12 protein-coding genes and 1 riboswitch are annotated in these 16184 nt (G+C 47.0%); of the genes, 6 read left to right on the plus strand and 6 right to left on the minus strand.

The window, feature by feature from the left end; translation table 11 throughout:
- Positions 1-12 precede the first annotated feature (12 nt).
- Positions 13-537, minus strand: a complete 525-nt coding sequence (locus tag L5L98_RS07090; RefSeq protein ID WP_113939058.1) for a phosphatase PAP2 family protein — start codon at positions 535-537, stop codon at positions 13-15.
- A gap of 220 nt (positions 538-757) precedes the next feature.
- Between L5L98_RS07090 and L5L98_RS07095 the strand changes: the two genes are divergently transcribed.
- Positions 758-2614, plus strand: a complete 1857-nt coding sequence (locus tag L5L98_RS07095; RefSeq protein ID WP_411569206.1) for a diguanylate cyclase — start codon at positions 758-760, stop codon at positions 2612-2614.
- On the opposite strand, the gene L5L98_RS07100 is transcribed toward L5L98_RS07095, so the two are convergent.
- Positions 2611-3408, minus strand: a complete 798-nt coding sequence (locus L5L98_RS07100) for a substrate-binding periplasmic protein (RefSeq protein ID WP_263139607.1) — start codon at positions 3406-3408, stop codon at positions 2611-2613. The genes L5L98_RS07095 and L5L98_RS07100 overlap by 4 nt on opposite strands.
- A 174-nt stretch (positions 3409-3582) precedes the next feature.
- Here L5L98_RS07100 and queG point away from each other — a divergent pair, with 174 nt between their 5' ends.
- Positions 3583-4785, plus strand: coding sequence for a tRNA epoxyqueuosine(34) reductase QueG (gene queG, locus L5L98_RS07105; protein WP_173242868.1), 1203 nt, complete (start codon positions 3583-3585; stop codon positions 4783-4785).
- A 96-nt stretch (positions 4786-4881) separates the two neighbouring features.
- On the opposite strand, the gene metE is transcribed toward queG, so the two are convergent.
- Positions 4882-7152: a 5-methyltetrahydropteroyltriglutamate--homocysteine S-methyltransferase gene (gene metE / locus L5L98_RS07110; RefSeq protein WP_263139609.1), complete on the minus strand. Its 2271-nt coding sequence runs from the start codon at positions 7150-7152 to the stop codon at positions 4882-4884.
- A gap of 200 nt (positions 7153-7352) precedes the next feature.
- Between metE and L5L98_RS07115 the strand changes: the two genes are divergently transcribed.
- Positions 7353-8258: a LysR family transcriptional regulator gene (locus L5L98_RS07115; protein ID WP_028761667.1), complete on the plus strand. Its 906-nt coding sequence runs from the start codon at positions 7353-7355 to the stop codon at positions 8256-8258.
- A gap of 79 nt (positions 8259-8337) precedes the next feature.
- Here L5L98_RS07115 and L5L98_RS07120 read toward each other — a convergent pair whose 3' ends face one another.
- From L5L98_RS07120 to L5L98_RS07130, 3 genes are all read right to left on the minus strand, one after another.
- Positions 8338-9066 (minus strand): HDOD domain-containing protein, encoded by a 729-nt coding sequence (locus L5L98_RS07120; RefSeq protein ID WP_105250172.1) that lies wholly within the window; start codon positions 9064-9066, stop codon positions 8338-8340.
- A gap of 279 nt (positions 9067-9345) precedes the next feature.
- The gene (locus tag L5L98_RS07125) at positions 9346-11307 is read right to left on the minus strand and encodes a TonB-dependent receptor (protein ID WP_263139612.1); all 1962 of its coding nucleotides are present in this window, start codon (positions 11305-11307) and stop codon (positions 9346-9348) included.
- A gap of 108 nt (positions 11308-11415) precedes the next feature.
- Positions 11416-11650: riboswitch (cobalamin riboswitch) on the minus strand.
- A 134-nt stretch (positions 11651-11784) separates the two neighbouring features.
- On the minus strand, positions 11785-13227 hold the full coding sequence (locus L5L98_RS07130; RefSeq protein ID WP_263139614.1) for a hypothetical protein: 1443 nt from the start codon (positions 13225-13227) through the stop codon (positions 11785-11787).
- Positions 13228-13461: 234 nt separating this feature from the next.
- Between L5L98_RS07130 and rihA the strand changes: the two genes are divergently transcribed.
- The 3 genes from rihA to azu all read left to right on the plus strand — a co-directional run bounded on the left by rihA (position 13462) and on the right by azu (position 16118).
- On the plus strand, positions 13462-14418 hold the full coding sequence (rihA, locus tag L5L98_RS07135) for a pyrimidine-specific ribonucleoside hydrolase RihA (protein WP_263139616.1): 957 nt from the start codon (positions 13462-13464) through the stop codon (positions 14416-14418).
- A 19-nt stretch (positions 14419-14437) separates the two neighbouring features.
- Positions 14438-15349: a ribokinase gene (gene rbsK, locus L5L98_RS07140; RefSeq protein ID WP_071940046.1), complete on the plus strand. Its 912-nt coding sequence runs from the start codon at positions 14438-14440 to the stop codon at positions 15347-15349.
- 292 nt (positions 15350-15641) lie between these two features.
- Positions 15642-16118: an azurin gene (azu, locus tag L5L98_RS07145; protein WP_028759449.1), complete on the plus strand. Its 477-nt coding sequence runs from the start codon at positions 15642-15644 to the stop codon at positions 16116-16118.
- The last annotated feature ends 66 nt before the right edge of the window (positions 16119-16184 follow it).

Here is a 16184-nt window from a genome sequence, read left to right on the forward strand (position 1 = left end):
CCAAAAATAGTCTTAAAACTGGCCACTCACATATAAACCATAAACGCCGTTACCCGCAATCGGCGTAACTGTAATCCCCTCATAGGGTTGAGTAAAATACCAACCCGCCAGCGCGCCAATCGCCGCGCCAGCTAACACATCCTCGAGGTAATGCTGGTCGCTCGCCACTCGTGTGTAACCCACATAAGATGCGGCAACATAGGCAGGTAAACCATATTGCCAACCATAGCGCTGCTGAATAAACGTCGCCGCCATAAAGCTGTCTGAGGTATGACCCGATGGAAACGAATCATCGCCACTATCGTCTGGCCTGTCTTTACTCACACCATACTTAAGACCTTCAACAATTAACCGACTCGACACCGCTGCCTGAATTAACTGCCAACTACCATCATAACCCTCTTCATAAAACAAGGTCGCACCCATCGCAGTAGCGGGTAATAATAAATGTAATACATCGCCAGAGGTTTCTAAATCTGAGCCTGCCCAGCTAGTGCCACTCATCATGAATAATGCAGCACAGAGTAATTTCTTCAAGGGTGATTCCTTTGTGGGATAATAACCAAGGCGGAGTTTATACCTTGATCATTAACCGAATGCAAAATTGCTATACATCTATATTAAAAATGAACAAACAAGTTATGCTAAGCTAATAATTAGCTATTGATTTTAATGCGAACAGGAATCTTTTTTGCTACATCAACTTAGGTATTTATCATTCTCCTTATTGCTGCTTCTACTGCCGCTCAGCAACGCTATGGCAGAAGAAAAGACTCAGGTTGATAAAATATTTGCAAGATTTGAAAGCGGCGTCCCTATGACCCGTGAAGAAATCGAAAGCAATCTAGTGTTATTAAGCAAACTAATTTCGACTGACGATGTCACCCGTCATGAAAAGCTGCAACTGCTTAAATGCTGGGATCAGAATACAGAAAACGACACCGCTATTGCACTGGCACTTAAAAATACTAACCAAGCACTGAGCAATATTCCGCCAACCGCCTCTCCCCATTTCATTACCGACCTCACGCTCTGCCACTCTTGGTTTCTGCAATTAAGTGGTGATATGGATGGCGCGATGGAAGGCTATAATCTCAGTGTTAAACGTGCCTATGAGCATGAAGACCTTAAGCTAATAGCCGACTCGCGCAGCATTCGCGGCGCACTTTACTCTTATATTGGCGATTTTTCTGCAGCATTAGACGATCTCGTCACTGCGCAAGATCTCTATGAATCACTCAATTTAAGCGGTTGGGCTAACATTAACCTTGCCGATGTTGCTACCAGTTTTAGACGTTATGGCGATCCCCAAAGTGCAATCCGCTATTACACCAAACTCAAAGCTCTCTATCTAAAAAACAATAACCAAGAACAGGCAATGTATGTCAACTCGGACATTGGCCTTGCCTTAGATGAACTCGGTGAACATCAACAGGCCGTAGATAATTTCTTAGTAAGTTATCAATACTTCAAGGAACATCAGCAGGAAAAAGTGGCAGCAACTATGGCAACGAATATTGCCTACAGCTTAATCAAACTCAATCGTCTGACCGAAGCCGAAAAGTATTTAATCGAAGCCGATACTGTTATTAATGAAAAAGATCTGACCGATTACAGCTTCATGAAGCTTTTTATGGCCGATATAAAGTTTCAACAAGCTCGCTATAAAGAGGCGCTTACCGAACTTGAGCAAGGGGAAAAAGCCTTTCGAACCCTACAAAATGATCGGGGACTCACCCAACTATTACAGCTTAAAAGTGACGTCTATGCGACCATGAATAATTTACCTGCGGCCTATGGCGCACTACAGGAATTTGTCGCCCTCACCAAAAAGATCGATGACAACTCCTTCTCACATCAAACCACAGAATTAAAAGTGAAGTTTGATACCACTAGGATTGAATCTGAAAATCAACGTTTGATTGAAAACCAAAACCTTAAAGAACAAGAACTCGCGCTACTCGAGAAAAACAAATCATTACAACACATCATTTTATTACTGACGGGCTTTATCCTAACAATAGTGTCTATATTTGCGTATAAACAAGTACAGAGAAATCGCCAACTGCAGGTCATTGCCCTCACTGATTACCTAACCAAACTCCCTAATCGTCGGCATATTTATGCCCAAGCCGCGCAATATTTTCAGCAAGCCTTAAAACAACAATGCCCTTTTTCGGTAATTATCTTTGATGCGGACCACTTCAAGAAAATTAACGATAACTTCGGCCATGAACTGGGCGATCGCGCCTTACTGACGATCGCAAGCGCAGGTAAAGCCCTAACGGGTAATAAAGATCTTATTGGCCGTATCGGTGGTGAAGAGTTTTTAATTCTCTTACCCAACACGGATGCTAAACGTGCTTGTGAACTTGCCCATCAGTTGCAAGCTCATATTAGCCGCCTAGGCGCAGAGGATTTACCCGCTGAACTCAAATTGACCGTTAGCGCAGGAGTCGCAACCTTAGCGCCACAAACAAATACTGAAAATACCTATCAAGACAAAGACTTTGCCAGCCTACTAAAGCGGGCTGACGACGCCCTTTATGAGGCTAAAAATGCGGGAAGGAATTGTGTTAAAGCTGCCAAAAATGAGGCTTTAAGAGAGAATTAAACGGCCTTATGCCAAAACACTTGATGCTGTAAGGGCGGCGGTAAAGCACCAAACCATGTCTGATATAAACGACTAAACTCCCCTGAGTCTTTCATTTTCTCAAGCTCTGTTTGCCAACTCGTGACCGTAGCCGCCGACGTCCCTTTAGAAAAGGCTAAATACAGATTAATCTCAGATAAGACATACACTTGGCGTATATCTGCCTCACTTGCGCCCACTTCTTCAAGTATCTGCTTAACCGCAAGATCCGCTTGGCACCAAAAACGAATTCGAGAAAACAGCAACTGCTTCGCCGATTGCTGCGGAAAACTCGCCACCAGCAAATTATCCACGCCCGCTTGTTGTAGCAACTGCGCACCCGCCGATTCCCGATAAACCCCCACAATATCTGTCGATTGAAGTTCAGCAAGTTGATCGAGAGCGATGGGATCTGCCGCCCTTGCGTACAATGCAATTTTGCTGGTCGCAATAGGACCGATAAAATCGAACTGCTCAGCTCGCTCATCATTAATTGACGTAGCAAAAAGTAAAACGTTCGCTGAGGTATTGGCAATCGAATACGCCCGAGCCCAAGGTAACACATCGATTTTTTCACTCTGACCCAGTCTTGATTGCAAGGTATTGACTAAGTCCACCGCAAAACCTTGCGGCACACCATTTTGCTCGTAACTCATGGGAGGCCAAGCTTCGGTCACCAATTTCAACTTGTCAGGCGCCGCAAAAACAAGATTAGGCATCAGGCCTAATAAGCTCATCGCAAGAAAACACGCCCTAAGGGGAAACGCACTCAGCATACGAATACCAAACGATAAACATTAGACCTAATCATAGACTCAATCCCAACAGCAAATAAACAAATACCCCAAAGAAAATATCGCCTCACGCCCCCTTCTGAGTAAACTCGTCCTCAATAAGTGAAAACTGCTATCATATTGCCACCTAGCCAAGAGCCTCGCTGCAATCAATTCATGTCAACTTTAGTCAATCAAACCCCAAGCCAATCCTATGCCAGCATGCTGTCGCGGCTCGCTCTGCAAATTAAAACGTGGGGAAAAGCACTCGGATTTGCGCAGGTTGGCATTTGCGATACGGATTTAACCGCTGAAGAAGCCAAACTCCAAGCATGGCTAGACAAAGGTTTTCATGGCGAAATGGCCTATATGGCTACCCATGGCATGATGCGCGCTCGCCCGCAAGAACTGCATCCGGGCACAGTGCGGGTGATCTCCGTACGGATGGACTATTTGCCACCCGAAGCTGGCTTTGCAACGAATCTCACCGATCCCAACTTAGGTTATATTTCCCGTTATGCCGGAGGTCGCGACTATCACAAGTTGATCCGCGCTCGACTTAAAAAGCTCGGAGATCAAATCAGTGCAGAGTTAGTTGCTCTCGGTTTCGATGCCGCTGACTTTCGCCCCTTTGTTGACTCAGCCCCTGTACTTGAGCGCCCCCTAGCCGAAAAAGCCGGTATAGGCTGGACAGGTAAACACTCACTCATACTCAACCATGAGGCTGGCAGTTGGTTCTTTTTAGGTGAGCTACTGATCAATTTGCCTCTACCTGTGGATATTCCCATTCAAGAAGGCTGTAACACTTGTGTCGCCTGCATTACCTCCTGTCCAACGGGTGCAATCGTAGAACCTTATGTGGTCGATGGCAGACGCTGTATTTCCTATCTCACCATTGAGTTGCAGGGCGCTATTCCCGAAGAATTTAGGCCACTCATGGGCAATCGCATCTATGGCTGCGATGATTGCCAACTCGCGTGTCCCATCAATCGCCAAGCGCCGCTGACTGAAGAAACTGACTTTCATATTCGTCCGCAGTTAAAGCAACCTGACCTTCTCAGCCTTTTTGCTTGGAGCGAGGCCGAGTTTCTTAAACAAACTGAAGGCAGCGCCATTCGTCGCATTGGACATAAACGTTGGCTACGTAATATTGCAGTAGCACTGGGTAACGCTCCCGCGAGCCCAAGCATTATTGCCGCACTTAACGCCCGCAATCACAGCGAAGATATCGATGAGATAGTGCGTGAGCATATTGAATGGGCGCTTAATGCCCAGCAATCGCGCCTTGCTGAAAGCGCAGCAACTGAACAACAAAAAGCCCGCCGCAAAACCGAGCGCATGGTGCGCATTATCGAAAAAGGCTTACCGCGAGATGCTTAAGTTAGTCGGCAAGCAATAAACAACAACGGATGCATAAGCATCCGCTGTTACTAACTCAATAAACTCAGTAAAAAAATATTTCACTCAAGCATAATATTAACCAAGGCGGCGACGTAGTTCTCGCGTGGCATCGACCATGTTTTTCAGTGCGGGTTCAACTTCATCCCAAGTACGGGTTTTTAGGCCGCAATCTGGATTAACCCATAGCTGACGTACGGGCACTTTTTGCGCCGCTTTCTCGATTAAGTACACCATGGCCTCCACACTTGGAGTGTTTGGCGAATGAATGTCATACACACCGGGGCCAATTTCATTTGGATATTCAAAATCTTCGAAGGCATTGAGTAACTCCATCCGTGAACGCGAAGTCTCGATAGTAATCACATCGGCATCCATGGCGGCAATCGCGGCAATGGTGTCATTAAACTCGCTGTAACACATGTGGGTGTGGATTTGAGTCTCATCAGTCACGCCAGCAGCGCTGAGTTTAAAGGCATTAACCGCCCAATCTAAATAGGTTTGCCACTCACTTTGTTTCAATGGCAGACCTTCACGGAAGGCGGGCTCATCGATTTGTATAATGCCAATACCGGCATTTTGTAAGTCCACCACTTCATCACGGATCGCCAGCGCCAGCTGAGTCGCAATCACATCGCGGCCGATATCTTCACGGGCAAATGACCAATGCAGAATCGTCACAGGGCCAGTCAGCATGCCTTTTACAGGCTTGTCGGTGAGACTTTGGGCAAACTCGGCCCAATCAACCGTCATCGCCCTTGGACGACTAACATCACCATAGATCAACGGTGGCTTAACACAGCGTGAACCATAACTTTGCACCCAACCATTTTTGGTAAAGCCAACGCCCGCAAGCTGCTCACCAAAGTATTCCACCATATCGTTGCGCTCGGCCTCACCATGAACCAGTACATCGATACCGAGTTTAAGCTGGCGGTCGATAGTATCGCGGGTGACTTGCTGCAATTGCTCTGTATATTGTGCATCACTCAGATCGCCCTTGCGCCAACGACTGCGTAGTCCACGGATTGCCGGTGTTTGTGGGAAGGAGCCAATGGTGGTGGTCGGCAACAGAGGTAAACGGTATTTCTGCTGCTGCACAGCTTGGCGTACGCTGAAATCACTGACGCGCTCATAATCGGCAGATGTCAACGCGGCAACGCGGGCAATCACTTGACTGTCGGCGGCCTGCGCTTTCGCCTCACGGCGTGCCAAACAGGTTTGCACAATCTCTTTTGCCGCGATAGATTCAGGTGCCAGTAGCAATTGGCGCACATTGGCCAGTTCGAGTAATTTTTGCTTCGCAAACGCGAGTTGTTGACGCAGCGCGGGCTCAAGCGTGGCTTCCACCTCTAAATCCACAGGGCTGTGCAGGAGTGAGCAAGAGGTACCAATCCACAAGCGATCTCCTAGATCACGGGCAACCGCGCCTATGCGTTCGGCAATCAAATCCGCCTCTGCCGCCCACACGTTGCGACCATTGACCACACCCGTCGACAAAATTTGATCTTGACCAAGCGCATTGGCAAAGACTGCCAATTGATCCGGCGCTGTGACTAAATCGACATGCAACCCCGCAACAGGCAAAGCCGATACCAGTGCTTGATGGTGTGCGATACCGCCGTAATAACTGGTAAGAAGGATCTTCACCTTCGCAGTGCTGAGGGCTTGATACGCCTCAGTGATCGCCGCTTGCCATTCGCCATCCAATTCCAATGCGAGAATGGGCTCATCGAGCTGTACCCATTGCACTCTCTGAGCAGCAAAACGCGCCAAAATGTCAGCATAAGCAGTTAATAAATTGGGTAATAAGCTCAACTTATCAAACTCTTGGCCCACGGTTTTAGCAAGGAACAAGTAGCTAACAGGGCCGAGTAGCACAGGTTTTGCTTTATAACCTAAGGACTGCGCTTCGCTGACTTCATCAAAGAACTGCTCATAGGCAATCGAAAACTCTTGGTTTTGGCTGAGCTCAGGTACCAGATAGTGATAGTTAGTATTGAAATACTTGGTCATTTCAGAGGCTGACGCATCTTGGCCCGTTGGCGCTCTGCCGCGGGCAACGCGGAATAAAGTATCGAGATCGATTGCCCCTTCACCACGATGACGCTCAGGAATGGCATTTAAAGTCGCGCTTAAGGTCAGCACTTGATCATAAAAGGCAAAATCACCTACGGGAACTTGCTCAATGCCCGCAGCAGCTTGCCACTGCCAATGGGTGCGGCGAAGTTCACTCGCCACTTCACGTAATTCCGCCTGAGTGCTCTCGCCACGCCAGTATTTTTCTAAGGCAAATTTCAATTCACGACGACGCCCAATATGGGGAAACCCAAGACTATTTAATTGCATACTCTATCTTCCTTTATTTGAGATAAGCCACATTCGGCACTTGCACCCACCAGATTGTTTTCTCTTAGCACTTTTCAGCACTTCAGCCTTGATAAATAACAACGGGCGTCTGGACGTCTAGAAGTTTATTGTGTTAGTCTCTATTCCAGCAACCGAATTGATTTCAAGCACAACATGAGCGAAATTCACTTGGAGTGAACATGATCGAACTAAGACACCTGCGAACCTTAATGGCCCTGAAAGAAAGCGGCAGTTTGGCGGGCGCAGCCAAAAAACGTTTTGTCACTCAATCCGCCCTCTCCCACCAGATTAAGGAGTTGGAGCAAAGGATTAACTCGCCCATTTTTGTGCGTAAGAGTAAGCCACTGTCATTCACCCAAGAAGGTGCACGCCTGTTGCATCTGGCCGAAGAGATTTTGCCTAAGGTGTTAGAAACCGAGACAGATTTGAAGAATGGGCTGGAAACCGAAACCAATCAGTTGCGAGTCGGCATTGAGTGCCATAGCTGTTTTCGCTGGTTAATGCCTGTGATGGAGCAATTTAGACAAGATCATCCGACAGCCGAATTAGACTTGTCGAGCCGTCACCTATTCGACTCGCTCAATGCCTTAGAAATGGGTGAACTGGATATTGTATTAACCTCAGATCCTGTGCCTGGGCATTCACTCGCCTACCAGCATTTGTTTGATTTTGAAGTGAAGTTAGTAGTTGCTAAGGATCATCCTTTAGCGAAAGAAGCCTATGTCACCCCTAAGCAATTAGCACACTTGCCTATTATCAGTTATCCAGTGCCGTTGACACGTTTAGATATTTATCGCCACTTTTTAGAGCCTGCGGGCATAGAGGCAGGCGAGCAAAAAACCTGTGATTTAACCATGATGTTATTGCAACGCATCGCCTGTAAAGACGGCATAGCCGCACTGCCAAGCTGGTCGATTAATGAAGGACATGGACTGAGTCTCGCTACGGTAAAACTCGGCCAAGAAGGTCTGAAACGACCGCTATTTGGTGCCTATCGCCGCCACAGTGCTAACTCTGCATTGATCCAAAATTGGTTACAACTGGTGGCGAGGGAAGGTTTATCCCGCCAGCAGAAGACGAATTAATGCGGGTGACATAGAGTAAAAAGCCTGCGAATGCAGGCTTGTTTATTGAGTCAAATGACTATTTCATAGCATCGACAAATTACAGCGGATTCATCAACAATCCACGCATAGACAAGACACGGCGCAGTATCAACCCTGATGAATTAGGATTACGGGTCTGACGCAAATTATGGGCGATCATAAATTCTTGACGCAGATCCTGATCGAGATCTAACGCCTCGAACGCTTCGATGGTTAAGGTCTGTTGTTGATTATCAATCAATGACTTAATCACACTTAAAGGAAATGACTGTTCGGCATTAGCATTTAAATAGGCAAATGCGGTCAGTGCGATAATTTGGCCGAACACACTGAACAGAGCTAAGGTTTGTACTTCGTCAGCATCAACCTCCACACCTTCCATATCCGCTAAGCTATCTACCGCATCCGTTGCAATATCTTCAGTCAACTTCCAATAACCTTGGACCAACTTTTTATAGGGCTGTGGCAGTTCATCGAGGCGTTCTTTTAAATAGAACGTAAAGGCGTAGCGATAGATATTAACTTGACCTAAGCGGATCAAAGCTTCTTTCAACGAACGAGTTTTGTGATTTTCCACTACAGCAGCCTGTGCGGAATTACTGCGCATAAGCATGTGCGCTGCCAATGCGGGATCGCTCGAGATAATGTCAATCACATTACGAATGTCGCCTTCAGCAAGGATCGCTTTTTTGAGTGGAATTAGAATCCCTCGGCGGCCAATCACTTGCTCTTCGTTCGCTATGATAGCTCTAACTTGAGTAAAAACCTGTTGCTCAAGATCAGTCATAAGACACTTTACACCTGTTTATTAACAATAAGATGATTCGGTTACAGCCCACATCATACCTAAAATACTAAGAATTTCAGCCATAAACAGCAGAGTAAAATATAAATTACTCCTATTTAGTGATGACTGCCCGCTAACACTATAGATAACGACAATTAAACCACTCTACTAAAACGATATTCAAGACTATACCTATTTTAAGATTTATTCTTTGAACTCAGCGTAAAAACTAAAAAGCCAGACTGAGTCTGGCTTTGTTATTAGATAGCTCATTAATATTTAGAAGCGGTAGCCCACAGTGAAACGAATATCACGGCCTCGACCTGAGTAATAACCATTATATGTTCCACCACCATAATAGCCTGCGCTAACATAATCTTTATCGAATACATTATCGATACGCAGACTGGCAAGCCAAGCATCACGATTATAATTCAAGGCTAAATTACCAAGCACGTAACTTGCTAGCTTATCACCTTGATTAGCGTTATCGCCTTCGATAAAACGATCACCCGTGTAGATAGCTTCGGCAAATACTTGGAAATGCTCAGCAAAATCCATGCTGACATAACCGCGTCCCGTGTGTTTTGCCACCCAAGACAGCTCTTTGCCATCGTTAGCACCATCGGTAAATTCGGCGTCGGTATAGTTATATTCCAGCCCTAACTGCAGCGCTTTAGTGATCTGCCAATCCCAATCGGCACCCGCGCCATAACGACGAGAAGCGTCGGCATTGACGTTTGCACCGTTGAAATTTCCACCTATGGGTTTAACTGCACTCGAGTCATAAACAATTTCATCCTCTAAATCGAGACGATATAGGCTGACTCGTAGGGTTTGACTAGCGACAGCCCAATCCCAACCCGCCTCATAGGAACGGCCTGTTTGCGGCTTTAAGCCAAATACGCCCGGCGATGTATAAGCTTGCTCATCCACTTTAGCAAAACGGAAGTTATCATCAGCGCGCACATAGAGTCTGTGCTCCGCAGTTGGTCGGTAATTTAAACCCAGTTCGAATGCATGGGCATTTTCATCTAAATCCATGCCATTAGGATAGACATTGCCATCGACTAACTCGTCGGTCACACGCGAATAACGACCACCCACAACGTAACTTAAAGTATGGCTTAAAGGCACTGTAGCTTGTAGATAGGCGCTTTGCATTTGCTGCACATTACTGCGCGCCATAGTGTCAAAATCAGCCTTGCCACGGCTGATGTCTAAACCTGTGACTAGGTTTAGCTCGCCTTGACGCGTACTGTAATTCGCTAACGCTTTAGGGCTAAACATTAACAGTGAGCGTGTGTTATGGCTGTTCGCCCCCCAATTAAGAGAAGACACTAAGGTATCGCTGTAATCTAAATCCGCCGCCAGCGCCCAGTTTTGATTAAGCTGATGCTGGTAACCCGTTCGCGCCGCAGTGGTCATCTCGTGGGCATACTCTACCTTATTTGATGAAGCACGGGGATCGTCTTTAAATTGCTTTTCAGTAAGCGAGCCCGGATTTTCACGATCGTTATCGTAGTAGCTGGTTTCAACAAAGAACGAGTCTGTGGCTGTTTTATATTGAATGCGGCCAAGAATAGAGCCGGTTTCGTTGGCATTATGCTGGCGATAGTTGTCACCTTGGTTGTAACTACCGGTGAAAAAGTAACGCCAATCTTTGTTGATCGCGCCAGACACATCACCACGACCTTCATAGGTATCAAAACTGCCGCCGGATAACTGCACGCTGCCGCCAGTATTTTCAGGGGACTTAGTGACAATATTAATCACCCCGCCCACGGCTTGATCGCCATAAAGTACACCTGCACTACCCGATAAAATTTCAATACGATCCACTTGATTAAGCGGAATGGCATTAAGGCTAGGTGCGGCGATATCGATATTATTGAGACGACGACCATCAAGTAAAATCAGCGTGTTATTAACGGCAGTGCTGGCGCTAAAACCACGCATCGCAAAGCTAGTTCCAATATTGTTATCCGAAATTTGAATACCGCTTTGACCGCGTAAGACGTCGGTCAAATTAGTCGCGCCACTCATTTCAATCGCGGCTGCATCAATCACATTCACATTGGCGGCAATATTTAAGGGGGTCTTATCAGAGCGGCCGATCACGACAAGATGCTCGTCAACTTTAGCTGTGCTGGTATCGTCAGCCGCCATAACGGGCGCGATAATTGAAAAACTGCAAAGGCTGCCAATCAGCAGCGCGATTTTTGTTGGATTTGTTCCCATTTTACCTTTAACTCCTGCAAGGAAAACGGGGCATTGACGCCACGATACCGTTAATTCAGTCGTAAATACTGACGGTGATTATCGCATTTTGAGATCTGCCCACCGAAATCTCAAAAACACCTTTAGGGCCGGTCTCCGGACTTAGGCTATGTTAATCCATTAAAGTTAGATTAACGCGAGACTGACCTTTCACATTCTGACTTTCGGGTTCACTCTTGAACACACCAATCAAACGCGGTCTTCTCTCACCTTTTACCGTTGCGGGGGCAGTGCCAGAATTTCACTGGCTTCCCGATTATCTCACGACACTATCATCGTAAGCACCACAGAAGGTTGACTCAAAATTAGGTTCAAAGGGCGTACAATCTGTTAACGCCCAACAAGGCTCAGAGCATATCAGACCTGAGCGCGCGCATTATAGACGTCTATACGGATGAAAGTCCATTAATCTCAAGTTAGCGAGAAAACTCACATGAGCTAGAAAACACCATCCCAGTTTTTTGCCGCAGGTTTTGGTCTGTCTTTGCTCAAAATCGCCTGACGCTGCTCAGGGGTTTCGCATTGGGCAACGGGAGTAAAATCCAGCGGTTTAATCACTAACGAGTCAGCAGGTTGCACTGGCGACTTGTCGAACATTGGCAAATTCATCGACCAAGAGACCAGCTCCCCCTTTTCGCTGATGCCAACATAACCGTCATTTGCGCCATCTAACCAAGTAAGGCGCGGAATACGTGCAATCAACTTCTCCACATTTTCACGGTTGGCGCGATAACCAACAGGCACCACTTTGCCATCGGGACGCGTAAACACAAAGGAGGCAGGCCCTTGGGTAATGATGCTGCCTTCCTGCCAATATTTATCAAGAATCTCTTGGGCATAGTGAAACCCAAACATATGAGCGTAATCAGTATCGTCGGCCACTATTTGCGGCACGGCCTTATCCCGCAGTAATAAAAAGCCTGAGCCAATGCTGATAATCTCTTTTACCCCTGTGATATTGGTTTTTTTAATCCAATCGACACCACAGTTAATCCCATCGCCCCAAAAATGCGCATCCCCCGTAGGACTTAAAATCGCAAAGGCACAATTGTTTGCCGTCATACTCGCCACATCCTTTAAGGCGCTGCGGATCGAGTAAGCATCACTGCGCCAACCCCAACTCACCACAGTGCCGTCCTTTTTCAAGGCGGCATAGGTGTGTTGAAAATATTCGATCTTCGCCACATCCGTAAGCTGCGGGAGTAACTTTTTCATATTGGTCGACTCTTCAACCTGCCCCCAAATCACCGCGCTACCTTCTTTTTTGAGGGCGACAAAACTGCGTCCTCTGGCAAAGATATCGACAACATCAACTAATTGATCCTGCACATGTAAGCTATTGCCGCCGTAGGGGCCATAACCCCAAGTGTGTACCTTGCCATTAGCATCAAGGGCCGCAATGGCCTCTTGATTAGCGAACAACTTGGTAATATTGGTCATGCGGTTTTGCAGGGCTTTGTCGAGGCTCAATTTCCCTACATTACCCCAGTAAACCACAGTGCCATCTTGACGTAGCGCGGCAAACCCGTCCTTAACTGGGACGATTTGCTTAACTTGCTTAAGCTGCTCCGTCACCTCCCTGCTATCACCGCCAGCATAACTGCCACCCCAAGTGATCACCTCACCAGATTGTGTTAACGCCGCAAAGGCCGAACTGTTGGTGACCACAGTCTCGACTGCGGGTAAATCACAGGGAATATGGCGATACTGTGGACTCGGATTTTCCTTAAATTGGATGAGTTTACCGTTATCAAACTGTAGCAATGACTCGTTATTACTTTCCACAACGGCCATAGGTTGAGGATCGCTACAGCCAGAGATCTGCATGGCAACCATGCCCACGAGTAAAACCTTAGGCCAAGTGATTCGATGAGTGAGCATTACTTATTTCCTTATATTTGCTTGGAGATGTCATTCAATGTTGTGCAGCGGACAGAGCGAGAATGGATTTACCTAACATCGCCTAATGTCAAAAATGGGCAGAATTCTAGCAGCTTGTTGATAAAAAGACGAAAATGCTCACAGTTTACTCTGCAAGTCCCCTACACAGGCTAGCGCCTAACTGATGGCATGCTATTCTAAGCCCCCATCACCGCTGTTTAAAGGAGTAACAGTATGACTCGCCCTATTATTCTGGATTGCGATCCCGGCCATGACGACGCTATTGCGCTCATTTTAGCTCTCGCCCATCCAGAGCTGGTTCCACTGGCCGTCACCACCAGCGCCGGTAACCAAACGCCGGATAAAACGCTCAATAATACCCTGCGGATCTTAACCTTATTAAATCGCAGTGATATTCCTGTCGCTGGCGGCGCCGTCAAGCCATTAGCTCGCGAATTAATCATTGCCGACAATGTCCATGGTGAAACCGGACTCGACGGCCCTGCATTGCCTAATCCAAGTTTTAGTCCTCAAGCCATTACCGCAGTTGAATTAATGGCGCAGCAAATTCGCCAAAGTCATCAGCCAGTAACCTTAATTCCCACAGGACCACTCACCAATATCGCGCTTTTGCTCGCCAGCCACCACGAATTACACGCCAAGATCGAACGCATAGTGCTAATGGGCGGTGCAGCCGGTGTCGGCAATTGGACACCAGCCGCCGAGTTTAATATTTTTGTCGACCCAGAAGCGGCCGATATTGTCTTTAAATCCGGTATTCCCATCACTATGTGTGGGCTCGATGTGACTCATCAGGCGCAAATCATGGATGAAGACATAGAACGCATTCGCGCGATTCAAAATCCAATTGCTCAGTGCGTCGCCGAATTATTGGATTTCTTTATGATTTACCACAGAGATCCTAAATGGGGCTTTATTGGTGCGCCATTGCACGACCCCTGCACTATCGCTTGGTTGCTTAAACCTGAACTATTTGAGGCGCAAGATTGCTGGGTAAGCATTGAAACCCAAAGTGAGTTGACCTTAGGCATGACAGTGGTCGATCGCTATCAGCTAACAGGTAAAGCCGCCAATGCGACTGTGCTGTTTGGGCTCGATAGGCAAGGCTTTGTCGATTTACTGGTAGACAGTTTACGTATCTATGATGCAACTTATCTCAATCGCAGATAAAAATAACAGTGAGTCTTCTATGAGCCAGATACTCGTTATCGGCAGTGCAAATGCCGACCATGTGATGAAATTTGAGTACCTGCCCGCTGCTGGGCAAACCTTAATGAGCCGAGATTACCGCCTCGAACAGGGCGGCAAAGGGGCCAATCAAGCCGTCGCCTGCGCGCGCTTAGCCAAATCAGGTTCACGCACTGATTTTATCTGCCATCTCGGCCAAGACAGTATCGGCGATGATATGCGTCAAAGCTGGATGAAAGATGGCATCAGTGCAGAAGGGATCCGCCAAATAGCCGGACTGAGCACAGGCACTGCCATGATTTTTATCGGTGATAACGGTGAGAATACGATTGGCGTTGCCGCAGGTGCCAACGCCAGCCTTTCACCCGATGACTTAGAAGCTCATTACGCTCTGTTTGCTAATGCGGAGTACTTGTTAACACAATTGGAAACGCCCGCTGCCACAGTGGCAAAGGCGCTGCAAATAGCCAAGAATCTTGGCGTGACGACTGTACTAAATCCTGCTCCAGCGACGGCACTTGGCCAAGATGTACTCAAGTGGGTAGATATTATTACCCCCAATGAAACCGAAGCAGAAGCCTTAACGGGAGTTGAGATCAACCATATTGATGATGCACACATGGCAGCGCAACTTCTCCACCAGCAGGGAGTAAAGATTGTGGTCATTACCTTAGGTAGCCGTGGCGCATTTATCAGCAGCCCAGGTTTTAATGGGCTAATACCTGCATTTGAAGTGCAGGCCATAGACACAGTCGCCGCAGGAGATACCTTCAATGGCGCCTTAGTTGTGGGCTTAAGCGAGGGCATGTCAATTGCTGCAGCCGTGGGATTTGCCAATGCAGCCAGTGCCATTACTGTCACTCGCCCTGGTGCGCAACGTGCGATTCCCTATCGACAGGAGCTTTCGTACTAAAACGTAAGACGTTCTGAATTAGACGCCCTGCGTTAGAATCAATAAATTATCATTTATAAATCAAACACATAAATAATAGTTCCTGAGTACTTAGTTCACTCCAACTAAGTACTCACCTATGTTTACCGCTAACAATTTGCCGCCAATAACGATGCAAGCTTTCAACCTAAAGTTGCATATACATAATTTACACGCTGATTTCATTCCCATTTAATGAAGATTGCTTATGCTAGCAGGTGCATGTCCGAGTCAAAACGGCTCGGCTACCCTTGTTCAAATAAGGAAGTACCAGATGAAAGCAAAAAGCACAGCTTTACGTAACGTGACCAGCACTAGCCTAATCGGCCTAGGATTATTATTCGCTAGCCAAGCGAGTGCCAACGAATGTGAACTGAAAATTGCCGCCACTGATGCAATGCAATTTGACACTAAAGAGCTGTCTGTACCTGCAAGCTGTAAAGAAGTGACCTTAACCTTAACCCACTCAGGCACCTTACCAAAAGCAGCGATGGGCCATAACTGGGTATTAACTAAGGCAGCCGATATGTCAGCCGTAGCGACCGAAGGTATGAGTGCCGGTCCTGATGCAGCCTATGTCAAAGCCGGTGATACGCGCGTTATCGCACACACAGATTTAGTGGGCGGTGGCGAATCAACGTCTATCACCTTTAGCACTGCTGGTATGAGCGCTACCGAAGCCTACCAATTCTTCTGCAGTTTCCCAGGTCACTGGGCGATTATGCAAGGCAGTTTCAAGTTAAAAGCTTAAAGGAATGGCCTAGCCTCACCTTAAGTTAGTCAATAAAAAAGCGGATCTTAGGATCCGCTTTTACAT

It is taken from the genome of Shewanella sp. SM23 (assembly GCF_025654295.1).
Lineage (GTDB): Bacteria > Pseudomonadota > Gammaproteobacteria > Enterobacterales > Shewanellaceae > Shewanella > Shewanella oncorhynchi.